We start from the raw sequence: 17,253 nt of genomic DNA on the forward strand, positions 1-17,253 counted from the left end.
ATAAAAAAACACCCCCTAGTTGAATTTTAGGTATCTAAACCCGAATTCAATCGAAGATGCTTTTTTTATTTGTCTATATTTTTGGGGTCAGTCCCATTAGAGCAAATGCTTTTTATTATTTTGATTCCTGTTCATTTTTTAGGTAATACCACATCAAATTCGCGATTTCGATGGATTCAGCAACATTGGGCGTTTCAGCTAATGAATTACGGAAACCTTTGAGTAATGTTTCGATTACTGCAATGCGCAAGTTTTCCCGTTTAAACTCGTCCAGTAAACTTTCAGTAAATTGCACACCAATACAATCAGCATTTTCATACATTAATCCTTCATGAAAACTCATGAGCTTATCTATTATTTCTTCTATTGGAATCGATTTGCGCTCCACTCGGGATTCGATTAAATACCATAAATCTTGCGTCAATAAAATTTCTTCACTATTCATCACTGGTAAGATTGCTTTAATATTTCTAAAAGCAATCTTCACAATTTTATCTGCTTCAATGGCAATACCGTGCGACGACCGATAAGTCATCGACAAATGCTGAATGATTCCGAAAAATGTAATGGTCAATTCGAACGTAAAGGGCCTTGCCTCTTCGCCAAATACATCAACGAATCGGTTGGATACCCATTCCACTTCATAGAGACGATAACGCGCTAACATGGATCGTAATTCCGTATCATTAGATTGGAAAACCCCTTCAAATAATGGAATTAAATTTTGTTCCTTATTTATTTTCATTAAGACAATAATCTGTTCAATTAATACTTGTTCATCCGCGACATCTTTACCGAGTAGTATTTCATGTCGGCGTAAATTTGCTTCGTAACGGTTTTGCTCTAAGATGGCCATGAAACATTCATTTTTTGAAGAAAAATAATTATAAAATGTCCCTTTTGAAATTTTGGCACGGTCTAAAATTTCTTGAATCGATGTGTTGTGAAAACCTTTTTCGATAAATAGCTGCAAGGCCGAATCAATCACTTGTTTTTTTCGTGGGTTCATAATAACCTCCCGATTGAATAATACGTTAATTTTACTTCTCATATATTAAAATAGCAATCACTTTGGACTTCGCGGTCTAAAAAGTTGATTTTTTTGGACTGTGAGTATAATATAGTCCAAGGATAGTTAATTAAGTGGATAGAAGGAAGGAATAGACAATGGCACAAACAGCACAAACAACTCAGGTTAAAAAGCCACCTTATTTAATGATAGCAATATTATTCGTAGGGGCATTCGTAGCATTTTTAAACAACACGTTATTAAACGTTGCACTCCCAACAATTATGAAATCTTTTAATATTGAAGATTTTTCAACAGTACAGTGGTTATCTACAGGGTACATGCTTGTTGGTGGTGTTTTAGTTCCCGCTTCAGCATACTTAATAACAAAATTTAAAACAAAACCATTATTTATAGTTTCAATGTCAATCTTCGTCGTTGGTACAGCAGTGGCAGCATTTGCGCCAACCTTTGAAATTTTACTTGCTGGGCGTATGGTTCAAGCGGCAGGAGCATCTGCAATTGCACCAATTTTAATGAATGTAATGTTAGTTAGCTTCCCAATAGAGAAACGTGGTTCAGCAATGGGTATTTTCGGTTTAGTTATGGTGTTAGCACCAGCAATTGGACCAACATTATCAGGGTGGATCGTGGAACATTACGACTGGAGCGTACTGTTCAAAATGATTTTACCATTCGCCATCATTGCACTATTATTGGCGATTTGGAAATTAGAAAACGTATTACCAAACCGACCAGCAAGAATTGATATTCTTTCAGTTGTTTTATCAACGATTGGATTCGGTGGATTATTATATGGATTTAGTACAGCGAGTACAGCTGGATGGGGAGCAGTTGAAGTTTGGGGAACAATTTTAGTTGGCGTAATCGGAATCATTTGGTTCGTTGTTCGTCAGCTAAGATTAGAAGAACCTTTACTAGATTTACGAATTTACTCTTATCCAGCTTATGCATTAGCATCGGTAATTTCAATGGTATTATCAGTAGCGATGTTTTCAGGAATGATTTTAACACCTGCATATGTACAAAATGTCCGTGAGATTAGTCCGTTTGACGCGGGATTAATGATGTTACCAGGAGCAATTGTCATGGGGATCATGTCTCCGATAACAGGGAAGTTATTTGATAAATTTGGACCGCGTACCATTGCGCTCGTCGGGTTATTTGTTACAACGGTTTCAACGTTCGGACTCGGTTATTTATCACTAGACTCTTCTTATTTATATATTATTACAGTGTATACAATTCGTATGTTTGGTATTTCATTAGTAATGATGCCGATTATGACGAACGGCTTGAACGCTTTACCGAACCGTCTAAATCCGCATGGTACAGCGATGAACAATACAGCACAGCAAGTGGCGGGGGCAATTGGTACAGCTGTTTTAGTAACAATCTTTAACTCGCACACAAAAACACGTGCAGCGGAAATTGCAGGAGAAATGCAGGCAAATGGAACTGATGCGCAGTTAACAGCTAGTCAAATTGGGCAACAGGCCATGCTTGACGGCATTACGTATTCATTCATGGTTTCTGCAGGAGTAACTGTTGTCGCATTAATTTTGACGATATTTGTAAAACGGGTAGATGTTACAAAACGTGAAGATTTTATGGGTAAGGTAAAAGAAAAATAATAAAAAAGCTGCACCCCAATTGTTAGATGTGTCTATCAATTGGGGTGCATTTCATTTTTCTGTATTTCGTAAAATAAGGCTTTGTTATTTACGAAGAGATTCTTCCAAGAAATCCTTTAAATAAGTAACATCTGTAATTTTTTTATTGCATTCACTACTATTAGTACAAATCAGGTTGCCAATGGATTTATAATAATCGGGATTATTTAGCTTTTTAGCTTTTGTAATAGTAGAAAAATGAGTAACTTCTGCGTGGCTATGGCAAATGGAACAAATATTTTTCTTTGTAGATGGTAAAAATGTACATTCAATTCCAACTAATTGGCCCTCAAGCTCATAAAGTATATGCTTTTTATTGGAGCGACTATCATTCCAACTTAAGTAAGTTACGCGTGTTAAGTCTACATTTGATAAATCAGGTAGCTTTAACTTTTTACTTTTTGGAAATAACTTTCTTAGTTGCTGTTCGTTAATGGTTGGGAAGGGAATCAAATAGTTAGCAAGTTGCTCAAGCTTTTGTTCATACGCTTCAACCGTTATTAGTTTAGAAAAATCCAGGATGTCCTTTTGCTCAGCTGTTAAATTTGGAATACAGTTTAGGATTTTTTCATTGGATAAATCGCACACAGTAGCTAACACATTAGCGGGTAAATGTTGCTTCGTACTATCTTTAATCCAAGCCACCTGTTTGCTAATAAAGTTGAACTGCTCGTTTTTAATAAATCTTTCGGTCATCATATATCGCTCCTAAATTTCTGCAATTGTTTTGGTACACTTATTTTAATAGAAAAAAGGATGTACTACTAGGACGAGAATCATTTAGAACCATTTGATACATAAAACACCCCATGCAACATTTACATGGGGCGGTCAATACTAAGTTTTATTTTTATGTGAATAGACAATTTTTTTGATTGTTTCAACGGAGAGATAATATTCCTGAGCTAGTTTTTCAATAGGAATCCCTTTTGTGAAAGCATCTCGAATAGCAGCATTGCGGTGATCTAAGCGCTGCCTACTGCCACTAGACGTTCCCCATTTTTGATAATTGGTTTCAGGTTTAGGAATATATAGTGTTTCCCCTTGTATATATTTTTGAATTTCTGAGATTAGCTTTTCAGGTAAAACCTTTTGTGCGTTAATATACTTCAATTTTGCTCGCTCCTTATTGTAAATTCGAATAAGTGAGCAAAGCCAATTGTTTAGAAAAGCTTTTTTAGCGATAAAATTAAATTTTTACGCCCCATGCAAAGTATCGCCTTTCTTAATTACTGGCTTTGCATGAGTGTGTGAAGTATCAGACAATCGCATAAGATTCTCCAACTGTAAGCACCTCCCTTAAACTGAAATCTATATGTTGGTAGTACCTTCTTTATTAGTGAAATCTATACTAGACCCGACAGGTAGAGTGTATATTCATTTAGCGCAGGAAAGACGTAACATGTAAATTCTCCATTCTAGTTAACACTATACAGGCTAGTTGCTTGCCTTTCAATGAAAGAGAAGTGTGACGAAGGGGGGATTGTTATGTTTATGAAAGAAGAAACATTATTGGCGCTAATTGATATTCAAGTGAAGCTCACCAAAATTGTTGATCACCACAAACATGCAGGAGTGGCAATTAATATACCAACATAGTTTTGCACTAAGTATAACCTTTCACAACACGCGTGACTAATATAAGTGGCGCCCATAATAACCTGAAAATAGATTAAATAAAGCCTTCTCAATAGCAAATTTGCTCATGCCATTTTTTTTATGTATAGTAGGGAATAATTAGAGAATTAGAAAGGAAGAGCTACATGATTGAACAATTAGGACAAGTAATGCTTTATGTTGATAATCAGGAGCAAGCCAAAACGTTTTGGACAGAAAAAATGGGGTTTGTTGTTATTTCTGACGAGGACAATGGTATGCGAATGATTACGATTGCACCGACAGAAGAGGCTCAAACAAGCATCGTGTTACACGACAAACAGTTAATTGGTAAAATGCAGCCGGAGCTCAATTTAAAAGCGCCTTCGTTATTATTTTATTCAAGCCAATTGGATGAACTGTATGAAAAGGTAAAAGGCTTAAATGTAACGGTTGGTGAAATGGTGTCAATGCCACTTGGAAAAGTATTCAACTTTGCGGATGATGAAGGAAATTACTTCGCTATCGTTGAAAAATAATTCGAAAGGCTGCGAACTTATTTTATTCGCAGCCTTTTTATAATTTATTTAGTTCGAGCGCTTCTTTTGTAAGAGCGTTCTTGCCTTTTCTGTATTAGCAAAATGCCATTTCGTCATGGAACGTAATGTGTCCTCACCGAACTTTAGCCAAATTTTAGCGGCCATTTGGTCCACTTTTCCACTTGCACCTTTTTGAATCGGAAAGCCAACGATTTCTGCTAAACGGTCCATTTCGTTTAAAAAGGCATAGCGCGCTAAAATGGACGCTGTTGCAACTGCGACATGTAAATTTTCGGCCTTTGTTGAAAATAGCACTTGTTCACGAATAATCTCTTTTTCATTTTTGAGGTAATTATAATAAATGCCACGCTCTGCAAATTGATCGATTAAAATATATTCCGGCTTTTCCGGAGCAATTTTATTTAATACATGCTTTAAAGCTTGGTTGTGTAAAAGGGCTTTTATTTTCCCTTGTGAATTGCCCTTCGCTTGAATTTCATTATATTTGTCATTGCGCAAAGTTAAAATGCTGTACGTGCAAACCTTCATTAAATCCGGAGCAATTTTCCTCATATATTCATCTGTTAATTGTTTAGAATCTTTTACGCCAAGCTCTTGAACTAATTCAATCTTATCCGCTGGTACATAAACTGCAGCGACGGTAACAGGTCCAAAATAATCACCTGTCCCTGTTTCATCAGAGCCAATAACGGAAAGGGAAGCGAAATCTTTCGGTAACGTATCGCCTTTTGTATTCGAGCTTTTTTTTGCCGTTGCTGAAACAGTTCCCCATTTTGCTGCTTCGCGTGTAGCACCCGCCCCTTGAAACATCACTTTGCCCGATTTGTAAGCTGTAATGGCTGTATCCGTTAGCTTAATCCCAAAAAGAATACCTGGACCATTCCGATCAATAAGCGATTTGTTATAGAATGTTTTTATTTTTTGTTGTTCTTCACTCGTTAACTGCAATACAATATTTGTCATAATAAACCCTTTCTTAAAAAAACTAATTAATAATTAGTATAACGGGTCGAAGGAAAAAGTGGAAATTTCATTGAAATATCATGTTTCGTCGTGACAAAACGGTGATTGTGTTGCTATGTTTAAATTGGAAATGGTATGATATACAATAAGAAAAAATGTGAAATTAATTAATCAGAATCGGACTGCGTTTTGAAAAGAATGGGAATGCTACTAGTTAAAGGGATGCTGTTTATATTCTTTCTGGAGGGATTATTTTGACTGCACAAGAGAAGAATCGAATTTCAGTAGAAATCTACGGTCATACATATAAAATGGTGGGAACAGAGTCGACAGGACATATGCGGCTGGTCGCTTCAATAGTGGATGAGAAAATGCGTGAAATTAATTCACATAACCCATCATTAGACAGTGCAAAACTTGCAGTGTTGACAGCTGTTAATTCGATTCATGAATTTTTATTATTAAAAGAGCAATGTGAGAAATTAGAAGAACAATTGAAACAATTGAAGGGTTGAAATAAATGTTAGATTTACTTATTTTTATAATACTTATTATTAGTTTGATTATTGGTGCGAAGCGTGGATTCATAGTAGAATTAATTCATATAGGCAGTATTATTATTGCACTACTTCTTGCTGTTTCTTACTACAAGCAACTTGCGGATAAATTCGTTTTGTGGATTCCTTATCCTGGATTTACTGACAATGCAACGGTTGCACTTGCACTGGATTCCTTGGATGTGGACCGTACATTTTATCGCGTCTTTGCTTTTGCGATTATCTTTTTTGTTGCAAAGATTGCATTACAGATTATCGGGTCTATGTTTGATTTTTTAGCATATTTACCTGTGTTTAATTCCTTGAACTTCCTTTTAGGTGCCGTACTATGCTTTATAGAAGCGTATATTGTCATATTTATCGGTCTATATGTAGTAGCACTTATCCCATTAGAGTCGATTCAAAAAATTGTGGATAATTCCATCATAACGGGCATTATGCTCGAACATACACCAGTCATTACGAAATTGTTCCAAAACTGGTGGTATATTTACATGAAATAATTGAAAATCAATGTGAAGCACTTCTCTCGATTTTCGGGGGAAGTTTTTTTCGCTAATTAGGGGGCTTCTATTTACAATGAACAAAAAAATAATCATCCGTACATTAGAGAAAATTGCGCTATATATGGAATTACAAGCAGAAAATCCATTTAAAATTTCGGCATTTCGTAAGGCTGCGGCTGCACTAGAAGCCGATGAGCGCAGTTTAAGTGAAATAGAAGATGTAACTGCGATAAAAGGCATTGGCAAGGGGACAGCAGCGGTTATTTTAGAACTGATCGAAACGGGACAGTCCAGCGTATTAATCGAGCTCGAAACAGTTGTACCAAAGGGCTTGATTCCACTGATGAAATTACCAGGGCTAGGTGGAAAAAAATTAGCGAAACTTTATCAAGAACTACAAATTACGGATGCGGAAACGCTGAAAGTAGCTTGTGAGGAAGGAAAAGTTCGTGAACTCGCAGGCTTTGCTGCCAAAACAGAAGAAAAGATTTTAAAGGAATTAGAAAACTTCGGAAGTCGTGCAGAACGTTTACCGATATGGCAATTAGAGCCGGTAGTCGTTGAAATCAATGAATTGTTGTCGAGTTTACCAGAAGTAGAAAAGTTTTCGGTTGCAGGAAGCTTCCGTCGTGTTGCAGAAACGAGTAAGGATGTTGATTTTATCGTTGCAACTGAAGCGCATGAACTTGTGCGTGACGCGATTTTATCTAAGTTAGTGATTTTAGAAATGGTAGCTGCTGGGGACACGAAGATTTCGGTTATTTTAGACAGAGATGAGCCAGTTAGTGTCGATTTTAGATTGGTGAAACGCTCAGAATATGCAACGGCACTTCATCATTTTACAGGCTCTAAAGATCATAATATCCGCATGCGCCAACTCGCAAAATCGATGGGCAAGAAAATAAGCGAATATGGTGTGGAGCAAGAAGATGGGTCGGTAGTAACATTCGAAACTGAAGAGCAGTTTTTTGCGCACTTCAATTTGCCATTTATACCGCCAACTGTTCGAGAAAGTGGCAAAGAGTTGGATCGTTTAGATGAACTAGATCAGCTTGTCCAGCTTTCAGATATTGTTTCAGATTTACACATGCATACAACTTGGTCAGATGGGGCGCATTCTGTGGCGGAAATGGGAGAAGCTTTAATCGCTCATGGCTATACACATGGTGTCATTACCGACCATTCCCAATATTTAAAAGTAGCAAATGGGTTAACACCAGAACGACTAGACAAGCAAAAGTTAGAAATTATCGCATTCAATGAAGCACATCCGAATTTCCGTTTATACCATGGGACAGAGATGGATATTTTACCTGATGGCTCATTAGATTTTGATGAGGATGTCATGAAGCAATTAGATTTTGTAATTGCATCGATTCACTCTAGCTTTACGCAATCACAAGATAAAATTATGGCCCGTTTAAAAACGGCGATCGAAAATCCGTATGTCCACATGATTGCCCATCCAACAGGGCGCATAGTTGGACAGCGCGGTGGCTATGATCCAGATATTCCATTACTTATTGAATGGGCCGCACAGCATGGCAAAATTTTAGAGCTAAATGCTAATCCATATCGTTTAGATTTATGTGTGGAACATTTGCAATTGGCGATGGAGAAAAACGTCCCGATTGCGATTAATACCGATGCCCATGCGATTGATCAACTACGCTTCATGGATATTGGGACAAAATATGCACAAAAAGCTTGGTTGAAAAAAAGTTTAATCGTCAACACATGGTCAAAAGAGCAGTTTGATACATTTATAAATAAAAATAAAAATTAACTTTAAGTAACAGGAGGTGTTCTCATGATCGAAAAACGAGTACTGAAAACACTAGAATTTGATAAAGTCCGAGAGCAGGTAGCTGCATTTTGTACAAATTCAATTGGTAAAAATGCAATTGATGAATTAGTACCAGAAACGAATTTTGAAACGGTCGTAGAATTACTAGAGGAAATGGATGAAGGTTTAGCCATTTTACGTGTCAAAGGTAGTGCACCAATGGGCGGTATTTTTGATGTACGTCTCCATGCAAGACGTGCTCAAATTGGTGGTACGTTAAGTCCAATCGAACTAATGGAAATCGCCAGTACGATACGAGCAAGCCGAATTTTACGTAATTTTATTGAAGATATTGAATCAGAAAATACGATTACGATTCCACATTTTATTGAACGAAAAGAACAAATGCCTGTATTAACAGCGTTGCAGCATGAAATAAATGACTGCATTGATGATAATGGCGGGGTTTTAGATTCAGCGAGCCCAGCATTACGATCGATTCGTCAAAGTTTACGTGCGGAAGAATCAAAAGTTCGCCAAAAATTAGAAAGTTTAACACGCGGTTCAAATGCGACGAAAATGTTATCTGATACGATTATTACAATTCGTAATGACCGTTTCGTTATCCCGGTAAAACAAGAATATCGTTCGCATTATGGCGGGATTATTCATGATCAATCCGCTTCAGGACAGACGTTATTTATCGAACCGGATGCCGTTGTACAAGCAAATAATGAAGTACAGCGCTTAAAAATGAAGGAAAAGGTTGAAATCGAACGTATTTTATCAGCATTAACAGCAATGGTAGAAGAAGTAGGACATGATTTATTTGTCCTTGTACAGCTACTTGGAGAAATTGATGTGATTTTAGCAAAAGGAAAATACGGACAGGCGAATAAATGCACGATGCCGAAAATGAATAAAGAAGGCTTTACGCGCTTAGTTCGTGCTAGACATCCTTTATTACCAATCGAAAAAGCGGTACCAAACACGATTGAATTTGGCCGTGATATTACAGCGATTGTTATTACAGGCCCAAATACAGGTGGTAAAACCGTTACGTTAAAAACAGTAGGTCTCTGTACAATAATGGCGCAATGTGGTTTACCAGTACCTGCATTAGATGGTTCGGAATTAGCTGTTTTCGATCAAATTTTCACAGATATTGGGGATGAACAGTCCATTGAACAATCGTTATCAACGTTCTCTTCTCACATGGTAAACATTGTTGATATTTTAAGTAAGTTCGATGAAAATTCCCTTGTCCTTTTTGATGAGCTTGGCGCAGGGACAGACCCACAAGAAGGTGCGGCACTAGCCATTTCGATTTTGGATGAGGTGGTTGGTAAAGGCGCGCGTATTATGGCAACAACGCATTACCCTGAATTAAAAGCATACGGCTATAATCGACCATCTGTTGTCAATGCAAGCGTAGAATTTGATGTGGAAACACTGAGCCCAACGTATCGTCTATTAATCGGTGTGCCAGGACGTTCGAATGCATTTGAAATTTCGAAACGACTGGGATTAAATAATGAAGTCATCGACCGTGCGAAATCATTTACGGGAACTGATCGCCATGAAGTAGAGTCAATGATTGCTTCATTAGAAGAAAGTCGATTACGTTCGGAGCGTGAAGCAGACGAGGCGCATGTTTTACTAGAAGATGCACAAAAAATTCGTGCGGACCTTGAAGCGCGCTTAAGAGCATACGATGAAAAGAAAGATAGCTTAGAAAAGAAAGCAAAAGATAAAGCGCATAAAATTGTCGATGAGGCGAAAAAAGAAGCTGAAAAGGTTATTGCAGAATTGCGTGAAATGAAAAAAAATGCTGCCATGTCTGTTAAAGAACATGAAATCATTGATGCGAAAAAACGTTTAGATGAAGCTGCACCAAGGGACAATAAAGTGTTACAAAAGGCTGTTGCTGCACGTGATCGCATTCAAAACCTTCAAGTGGGCGATGAAGTAAAAGTATTAAGTTACGGTCAAAAAGGGGCATTACTTCAAAAAGTAAGTGCAAAAGAATGGGTCGTTCAAATTGGTATATTAAAAATGAAGCTACCAGAAGCGGACTTAGAATATATTAAGCCTGAAAAAGAGCAAGTAACAAGAACGATGACGAATATTAAAAACCGCAATACCATTGTGAAGCTGGAACTTGATTTGCGCGGGGAACGCTATGAAGATGCATTAATCCTTACAGAAAAATATTTAGATGATGCGATTTTAGCCAATTATCCACGTGTTTCTATTATCCACGGCAAAGGAACGGGCGCGCTAAGACAAGGCATTCAGAGCTTTTTAAAGAAAGATAAGCGTATAAAAACATTCCGCTACGGCGAAGCAGGCGAGGGTGGCTTTGGCGTCACTGTGGTAGAATTAAAATAAAGCGTTGCTCCTTTAAGAAATAGAGAAGTTAATTTAGAAGGGGTTGAATGAATTGCTAAGTTCAATTTTTTGGCAACATCCTCTCGTTGAAACAGCAGGTTATTTTAGTGTGGTCGTCCTTTGTCTGTTTGTTTCAATGATTATATTTGAAATCGTAACGAAATACAAAAATTGGGAAGAGATTAAAAAGGGAAATGTTGCAGTTGCTTTAGCGACAGGAGGTAAGATCCTCGGGGTGTGTAATATTTTCCGTTATTCTATTGAGAAACACACTTCGTTGCTTGAAATGTTAGGTTGGGGCTTATTTGGTTTTAGTCTATTAATTTTTGCGTATATATTATTTGAATTTTTAACACCAAAATTTAAAGTAGATGAAGAAATTGCTGCAGATAATCGTTCAGTTGGATTTATTTCGTGTACGATTTCTGTTGGCTTGTCATTCGTAATTGGTGCAAGTATATCTTAGGAGAATATGATGGAAACCTTATCAAAAGTGTTAATTGTCGTCTGTGTGTTGTTCCTGATCGTAGGCGTATACTACATGCTAACGGTGTAAATGTTAAAAACTATCAACCTAGAAATTTTCTAGTTTGATAGTTTTTTTAGTTATGTATTCATTTCAACACCAAAAAAATTTGCAAACGAAAAATATTATTCTTAAAAAGTATATTTGGAAGGGAATGTATATTTTATTGTGCAAACGAATATAAGTATTATTATGAAAAACATAATTTTTTTCAGAAAAAACCCGCACAAAATAGAATATTTGGAAAAATCAAATAAAAATAGTTTGAAAGAAATTCCTTTTTTAATTATAATAAATACAAGTGAATGAAGCTTTTGCAAAGGGGGAGAAGTTTAATGACAGAAAAAGTATGGTTTGCGAGTTACCCAAAGGAAGTTCCGCATACGTTGGATATTCCTGAAATTCCTGTTCAGCAATTTTTAATACAGGCAAATAATGAAGTTCCGTCAAATGTAGCGGTTCATTTTATGGGGAAAGAACTTACTTTCAAGGAACTTTATGAGTCTTCTTTAAAATTTGCAAATTATTTACGTTCTCTAGGAGTAGAAAAAGGGGATCGTGTAGCGGTTATGCTACCGAACTGTCCGCAAGCAGTAATTGCGTACTACGGGATATTGTTTACAGGGGGCATTGTTGTTCAAACAAACCCATTGTATACAGAGCGTGAGTTGCAATATCAAATGGCGGATGCAGGCGTAAAAGTTATTTTAGTAATGGATATATTGTATCCGCGCGCGATGAAAATATTAAAAGAAACGAATATTGAAAATGTCATTGTGACAGGCATTAAAGATTATTTACCATTCCCAAAAAATTTAGTGTATCCATTTATACAAAAGAAGCAATATGGCTTTAGTGTAAAGGTTGAGCACAGTGGGATGAATCACTTATTCACTGAAATTATGCGCACTGAATCTGCAACGCCGATTGAAATCGAATTTGATTTCGAGAATGATTTAGCATTGTTGCAATATACTGGTGGTACGACGGGCTATCCAAAGGGTGTTATGTTAACGCATAAAAATTTAGTGGCGAATACCTCTATGTGTGATGCTTGGATGTATCGTTGTAAAAAACGTGAAGAAATCATTTTAGGTGTTTTACCATTCTTCCATGTATACGGCATGACGACCGTTTTAGTATTATCGGTCATGCAACAGGCTAAAATGGTGTTATTGCCAAAGTTTGATGTGGAGCAAACTTTAAAAACAATCGATAAGCAAAAACCAACATTGTTCCCAGGTGCACCAACAATGTATATTGGTATTTTAAATCATCCAGACTTATCGAAATATGATCTCTCATCCATTAAGGCGTGTATGAGTGGTTCTGCACCGTTGCCAATAGAATTACAGGAAAAGTTTGAAGAGATAACAGGTGGGCGGATTGTAGAAGGATATGGCTTAACAGAAACGTCACCGGTAACACATGTGAACCCGATTTGGGAGAAACGAATTAACGGTTCGGTTGGCTTGCCATGGCCGAATACAGATGCCGCCATCTTACGTTCAGGGGATACTGAACTATTACCTCCAGGGGAAATTGGTGAAATTGCGATTAAAGGTCCACAAGTGATGAAAGGCTATTGGAACCGTCCAGAAGATACGGCCATGACATTTGCTGATGGTTGGTTTTTAACAGGGGATTTAGGTTATATGGATGAAGAAGGCTACTTTTATGTTGTTGACCGTAAGAAGGACATGATTATTGCGGGTGGTTTTAATATTTATCCACGTGAAGTTGAAGAAGTGCTATATGAACATGAAGCAATTCAAGAATGTGTCGTTGCGGGAATACCTGATCCATATCGTGGTGAAACCGTAAAAGCTTATATCGTGTTAAAAGAAGGAAAATCTGTGACGGAAAACGAATTAAATACGTATTGCCGTCAAAATCTAGCAGCCTATAAAGTGCCGCGCTTTTATGATTTCCGTGATGAGCTACCAAAAACGGCAGTAGGTAAAATATTACGTCGCACATTAATTGAAGAAGAAAAGCTAAAAATGGAAGAACAAGAAGCAAAATAATTCAGCAGTAAACTATTGACAGAAACTTCGATAAATTATAAGATAAAAACATGAATGAATGGTCATTCATGTTTTTATCTTTTTTAATGCAAATAAGAGATCTTAGTTTTCTTTATTGCAAAAGTAAGGACATCTTTTTACGCTTTTCGGCAAAAAAATGTGTCATTTAATTGGTGGTGAACAACTTGAAACGAAATAAACCCAAGTATATGCAAATAGTGGATGCAGCTGTAATTGCAATCGCAGAAAATGGCTATCATCAAGCGCAGGTAGCTAAAATTGCCAAACAGGCTGGGGTAGCAGACGGTACCATTTATTTATACTTCAAAAACAAAGAAGATATATTAATCTCGGTATTTAACGAAAAAATGGGTATATTTGTAGAGAACTTACAGGATATAATAAAAAATGGAAACACTTCTTCAGAAAAGTTATGTAGTATGATCGAGAATCACTTAAGTGTCCTTTCGAGCGATCGTCATTTAGCGACGGTTACACAGCTTGAATTGAGACAGTCGAATAGAGAACTCCGATTGAAGATTAATTCTATCTTAAAAGAATACTTGGCATTACTTGATCAAATTTTGGTTGAAGGCATGGTAAGTGGAGAATTTAATCCAACGATGGATGTTCGGATTGCCCGCCAAATGGTGTTTGGTACAATCGATGAAATTTCGACAACTTGGGTGATGTCAGATTATCGTTATAACTTATTGGAGCAGTCTCCAAAAATTCAACAATTGCTGTTGAATGCACTAAAAGCATAAAAAAGGATGTGGGGAAATGGAGTTTCTTAGTTGGCAAGTAGAAGAAGGCGTAGCGGTTGTTACAATTTCGAGACCACCAGCAAATGCTTTATCACAAGGGTTAATTAAAGATGTAAATTCCTTTTTAGATGCAGTGGAGCAAGACGAGGCGGTACGTGTCATTGTCTTACATGGTGATGGACGATTCTTCTCTGCGGGTGCGGACATTAAAGAATTTACGAGCGTTCAAACGGGTGAAGAATTTACTGTCCTTGCACAAAATGGACAGCAAGTTTTTGAACGATTAGAAAATTTCTCGAAACCCGTCATTGCGGCCATTCATGGTGCAGCATTAGGTGGTGGATTGGAGCTAGCAATGGGCTGCCATATTCGTTATGTGACAGAATCAGCAAAGTTAGGATTGCCTGAACTATCATTAGGACTAATCCCTGGTTTTGCAGGTACACAGCGCTTACCACGTTATGTCGGTGTGGCAAAAGCAGCTGAAATGATGTTTACAAGCGAGCCGATTTCTGGCACAGAAGCTGTTCAGTGGGGATTAGCAAATCGTGCTTTTTCAGAGGACGAACTGTTGCCAAAAACACTGGAATTGGCAAAGAAAATGGCAAAGAAAAGTCCGATTGCGTTAAGAGCGACGATTCAAATGCTCAATCATTCTAAAACACCATCTTTTTATGAAGGTGTGCTAGCAGAGGCGACAAGCTTTGGTGAAGTTTTTGTCTCAGAAGATGCAAAAGAAGGTATTCAAGCATTTATTGAAAAACGTGAACCAATGTTTACTGGCAAATAAAAAATAGAAGCTTTTAGGAGGTCTGAATAATGAATATTTTTGTATTAGTAAAACGTACTTTTGACACGGAAGAAAAGATCGTCATTTCTGGCGGTAAAATTCAAGAGGATGGTGCAGAATTCATCATCAATCCATACGATGAATATGCGATTGAAGAAGCCATTCAAAAACGCGACGCTTTAGGTGGTAAAGTTACAGTTTTAACAATCGGCGGTGAGGATGCTGAAAAGCAACTTCGTACAGCACTTGCAATGGGTGCAGATGAAGCCGTATTAATTAATACAGAAGATGATCTAGATGAGTTAGATCAATATTCTGCAGCTTACATATTGGCTGAATATTTAAAAGACAAAGAAGCGGATTTAATTATAGCTGGTAATGTTGCCATTGATGGAGGGTCTGGTCAAGTAGGTCCTCGTTTAGCAGACTTATTAGGAATCAATTACGTAACAACAATTACAAGTCTTGAAATTGAAGGGACGACAGCAAAAATCGTTCGTGATATTGAAGGGGACGCTGAAATATTAGAAACTTCATTACCATTATTAGTAACGGCACAGCAAGGTTTAAATGAACCACGCTATCCATCTTTACCGGGAATTATGAAGGCGAAAAAGAAGCCACTTGCTGAGCTTGAGTTAGATGATTTAGATATCGATGAAGATGATGTGGCAGTGAAAATCGAGACAATCGAAATTTATTTACCACCTCAAAAAGCAGCAGGTCGCGTTTTAGCTGGCGATCTTTCTGATCAAGTTAAAGAGCTAGTAAGCTTACTTCATAACGAAGCAAAAGTAGTTTAACTTGATTCAGCAGATGTCCCCTACTTCTATAAGTTGGGGATGAATGCTAAATATGCAATTCTATTAGGGGTTCAACCCCAGGCTTAATCAAGTTAATGCCCCGGCGGATGTCACAGATTTTTTAGGGGAGTTTTTCGAGAGAGCTCGAAAAAAATCTGGACGCAATTACGCCGAGGCGTAATTGATATGGTAAACAATAATTTTACGAAGATGGTAATGGAGGGATATACATGTCAAAGAAAGTATTAGTATTAGGTGAAGTTCGTGAAGGAAGCTTACGTAACGTTTCATTTGAGGCAATTGCTGCAGGTACACAAATTGCTGATGGTGGCGAAGTAGTAGGTCTTATCGTAGGAGATTCAGTTGCTGGGGTAGCATCTGAATTAGTTGAGTACGGTGCAAACCGTGTTGTAACGGTGGAACATCCACATTTAAAAACATATACTTCTGATGGGTATAGCCAAGCCATTTTAGCGGTTATTGAGCAAGAAAAACCAGATGCTATTGTATTTGGTCATACATCTTTAGGTAAAGATTTATCACCTAAAATTGCATCTCGCTTAAATGCTGGTTTAGTATCAGATGTAACAGAAATTCAAGGTGCTGGAGACGATGTTGTGTTCATTCGTCCTATCTATTCTGGAAAAGCTTTCGAAAAAGTGAAGGTAAAAGAAGGCGTTATTTTCGCAACAATTCGTCCAAATAACATCGCACCACTTGCAAAAGCAGCAGGTCGCGCGGGTGATGTATCTTCAGTGTCGGTGGACATTACAAATTTACGTACAATCATTAAAGAAGTTGTTCGTAAATCAACGGAAGGCGTCGATTTATCTGAGGCAAAAGTAGTTGTAGCAGGAGGGCGTGGTGTAAAATCTGAAGACGGCTTCGCACCATTATATGAGCTTGCTAAATTACTAGGTGGTGCAGTTGGTGCTTCTCGTGGTGCATGTGATGCAGATTACTGTGACTACTCATTACAAATCGGACAAACAGGTAAAGTAGTAACACCTGATCTTTATATCGCAGCAGGTATTTCGGGGGCAATCCAGCATGTAGCGGGGATGTCGAACTCGAAAGTAATTGTTGCAATTAACAAAGATCCAGAAGCGAATATTTTCAAAATAGCAGACTACGGAATTGTGGGCGATTTATTCGAAGTTATTCCGATGCTAATTGAAGAGTTTAAAGCGTTAAAAGTAGGAGCATAATAACGACAGCTTCCTCACCTTATTATGAGGGAGCTGTTATTTTTTCTATGTTCAAGGGATTTTTTTACGT

General features: G+C 37.4%; 16 protein-coding genes. 12 read left to right on the forward strand and 4 right to left on the reverse strand.

Annotated features, from left to right (window positions below; all coding sequences use genetic code 11):
* Positions 1-115: 115 nt before the first annotated feature.
* Positions 116-1,009 carry a TetR/AcrR family transcriptional regulator gene (locus tag ACQKIH_RS03280; RefSeq protein ID WP_427763438.1) on the reverse strand — a complete coding sequence of 298 codons (894 nt, stop codon included), beginning with the start codon at positions 1,007-1,009 and terminating at the stop codon, positions 116-118.
* 158 nt (positions 1,010-1,167) lie between these two features.
* Here ACQKIH_RS03280 and ACQKIH_RS03285 point away from each other — a divergent pair, with 158 nt between their 5' ends.
* Positions 1,168-2,664, forward strand: a complete 1,497-nt coding sequence (locus ACQKIH_RS03285; protein ID WP_057989842.1) for a DHA2 family efflux MFS transporter permease subunit — start codon at positions 1,168-1,170, stop codon at positions 2,662-2,664.
* Between the two features lie 84 nt (positions 2,665-2,748).
* Here ACQKIH_RS03285 and ACQKIH_RS03290 read toward each other — a convergent pair whose 3' ends face one another.
* The gene (locus ACQKIH_RS03290; RefSeq protein ID WP_427763440.1) at positions 2,749-3,399 is read right to left on the reverse strand and encodes a FusB/FusC family EF-G-binding protein; all 651 of its coding nucleotides are present in this window, start codon (positions 3,397-3,399) and stop codon (positions 2,749-2,751) included.
* A gap of 141 nt (positions 3,400-3,540) precedes the next feature.
* Positions 3,541-3,816, reverse strand: coding sequence for a CD3324 family protein (locus tag ACQKIH_RS03295; RefSeq protein WP_427763442.1), 276 nt, complete (start codon positions 3,814-3,816; stop codon positions 3,541-3,543).
* A gap of 650 nt (positions 3,817-4,466) precedes the next feature.
* Between ACQKIH_RS03295 and ACQKIH_RS03300 the strand changes: the two genes are divergently transcribed.
* A complete protein-coding gene (locus tag ACQKIH_RS03300) occupies positions 4,467-4,838 on the forward strand; it encodes a VOC family protein (protein ID WP_427763444.1) in 372 nt (123 codons plus the stop codon).
* 48 nt (positions 4,839-4,886) lie between these two features.
* Here ACQKIH_RS03300 and rnhC read toward each other — a convergent pair whose 3' ends face one another.
* Entirely contained in the window at positions 4,887-5,822 is a 936-nt protein-coding gene (gene rnhC, locus ACQKIH_RS03305) for a ribonuclease HIII (RefSeq protein WP_427763445.1), read from the reverse strand.
* Between the two features lie 254 nt (positions 5,823-6,076).
* Between rnhC and zapA the strand changes: the two genes are divergently transcribed.
* The 10 genes from zapA to ACQKIH_RS03355 all read left to right on the forward strand — a co-directional run bounded on the left by zapA (position 6,077) and on the right by ACQKIH_RS03355 (position 17,183).
* Positions 6,077-6,337, forward strand: coding sequence for a cell division protein ZapA (zapA, locus tag ACQKIH_RS03310; protein ID WP_057989847.1), 261 nt, complete (start codon positions 6,077-6,079; stop codon positions 6,335-6,337).
* Between the two features lie 5 nt (positions 6,338-6,342).
* The gene (locus tag ACQKIH_RS03315) at positions 6,343-6,882 is read left to right on the forward strand and encodes a CvpA family protein (RefSeq protein WP_427763447.1); all 540 of its coding nucleotides are present in this window, start codon (positions 6,343-6,345) and stop codon (positions 6,880-6,882) included.
* A 76-nt stretch (positions 6,883-6,958) separates the two neighbouring features.
* Positions 6,959-8,671, forward strand: a complete 1,713-nt coding sequence (polX, locus tag ACQKIH_RS03320; protein WP_427763448.1) for a DNA polymerase/3'-5' exonuclease PolX — start codon at positions 6,959-6,961, stop codon at positions 8,669-8,671.
* 24 nt (positions 8,672-8,695) lie between these two features.
* Positions 8,696-11,062: an endonuclease MutS2 gene (locus tag ACQKIH_RS03325; protein ID WP_427763450.1), complete on the forward strand. Its 2,367-nt coding sequence runs from the start codon at positions 8,696-8,698 to the stop codon at positions 11,060-11,062.
* Between the two features lie 52 nt (positions 11,063-11,114).
* Positions 11,115-11,528 carry a DUF350 domain-containing protein gene (locus ACQKIH_RS03330; protein ID WP_427763451.1) on the forward strand — a complete coding sequence of 138 codons (414 nt, stop codon included), beginning with the start codon at positions 11,115-11,117 and terminating at the stop codon, positions 11,526-11,528.
* Between the two features lie 395 nt (positions 11,529-11,923).
* Positions 11,924-13,615 carry a long-chain-fatty-acid--CoA ligase gene (locus ACQKIH_RS03335; RefSeq protein WP_427763452.1) on the forward strand — a complete coding sequence of 564 codons (1,692 nt, stop codon included), beginning with the start codon at positions 11,924-11,926 and terminating at the stop codon, positions 13,613-13,615.
* A gap of 185 nt (positions 13,616-13,800) precedes the next feature.
* Positions 13,801-14,382, forward strand: coding sequence for a fatty acid metabolism transcriptional regulator FadR (fadR, locus tag ACQKIH_RS03340; RefSeq protein WP_057989853.1), 582 nt, complete (start codon positions 13,801-13,803; stop codon positions 14,380-14,382).
* 16 nt (positions 14,383-14,398) lie between these two features.
* Positions 14,399-15,172 (forward strand): enoyl-CoA hydratase, encoded by a 774-nt coding sequence (locus ACQKIH_RS03345; RefSeq protein ID WP_427763454.1) that lies wholly within the window; start codon positions 14,399-14,401, stop codon positions 15,170-15,172.
* 29 nt (positions 15,173-15,201) lie between these two features.
* Positions 15,202-15,975: an electron transfer flavoprotein subunit beta/FixA family protein gene (locus tag ACQKIH_RS03350; protein WP_057989855.1), complete on the forward strand. Its 774-nt coding sequence runs from the start codon at positions 15,202-15,204 to the stop codon at positions 15,973-15,975.
* Positions 15,976-16,205: 230 nt separating this feature from the next.
* Positions 16,206-17,183, forward strand: a complete 978-nt coding sequence (locus ACQKIH_RS03355; RefSeq protein ID WP_057989856.1) for an electron transfer flavoprotein subunit alpha/FixB family protein — start codon at positions 16,206-16,208, stop codon at positions 17,181-17,183.
* Positions 17,184-17,253 lie beyond the last annotated feature (70 nt).

It is taken from the genome of Solibacillus cecembensis (assembly GCF_050272495.1).
In the GTDB taxonomy this organism is placed as follows: domain Bacteria; phylum Bacillota; class Bacilli; order Bacillales_A; family Planococcaceae; genus Solibacillus; species Solibacillus cecembensis.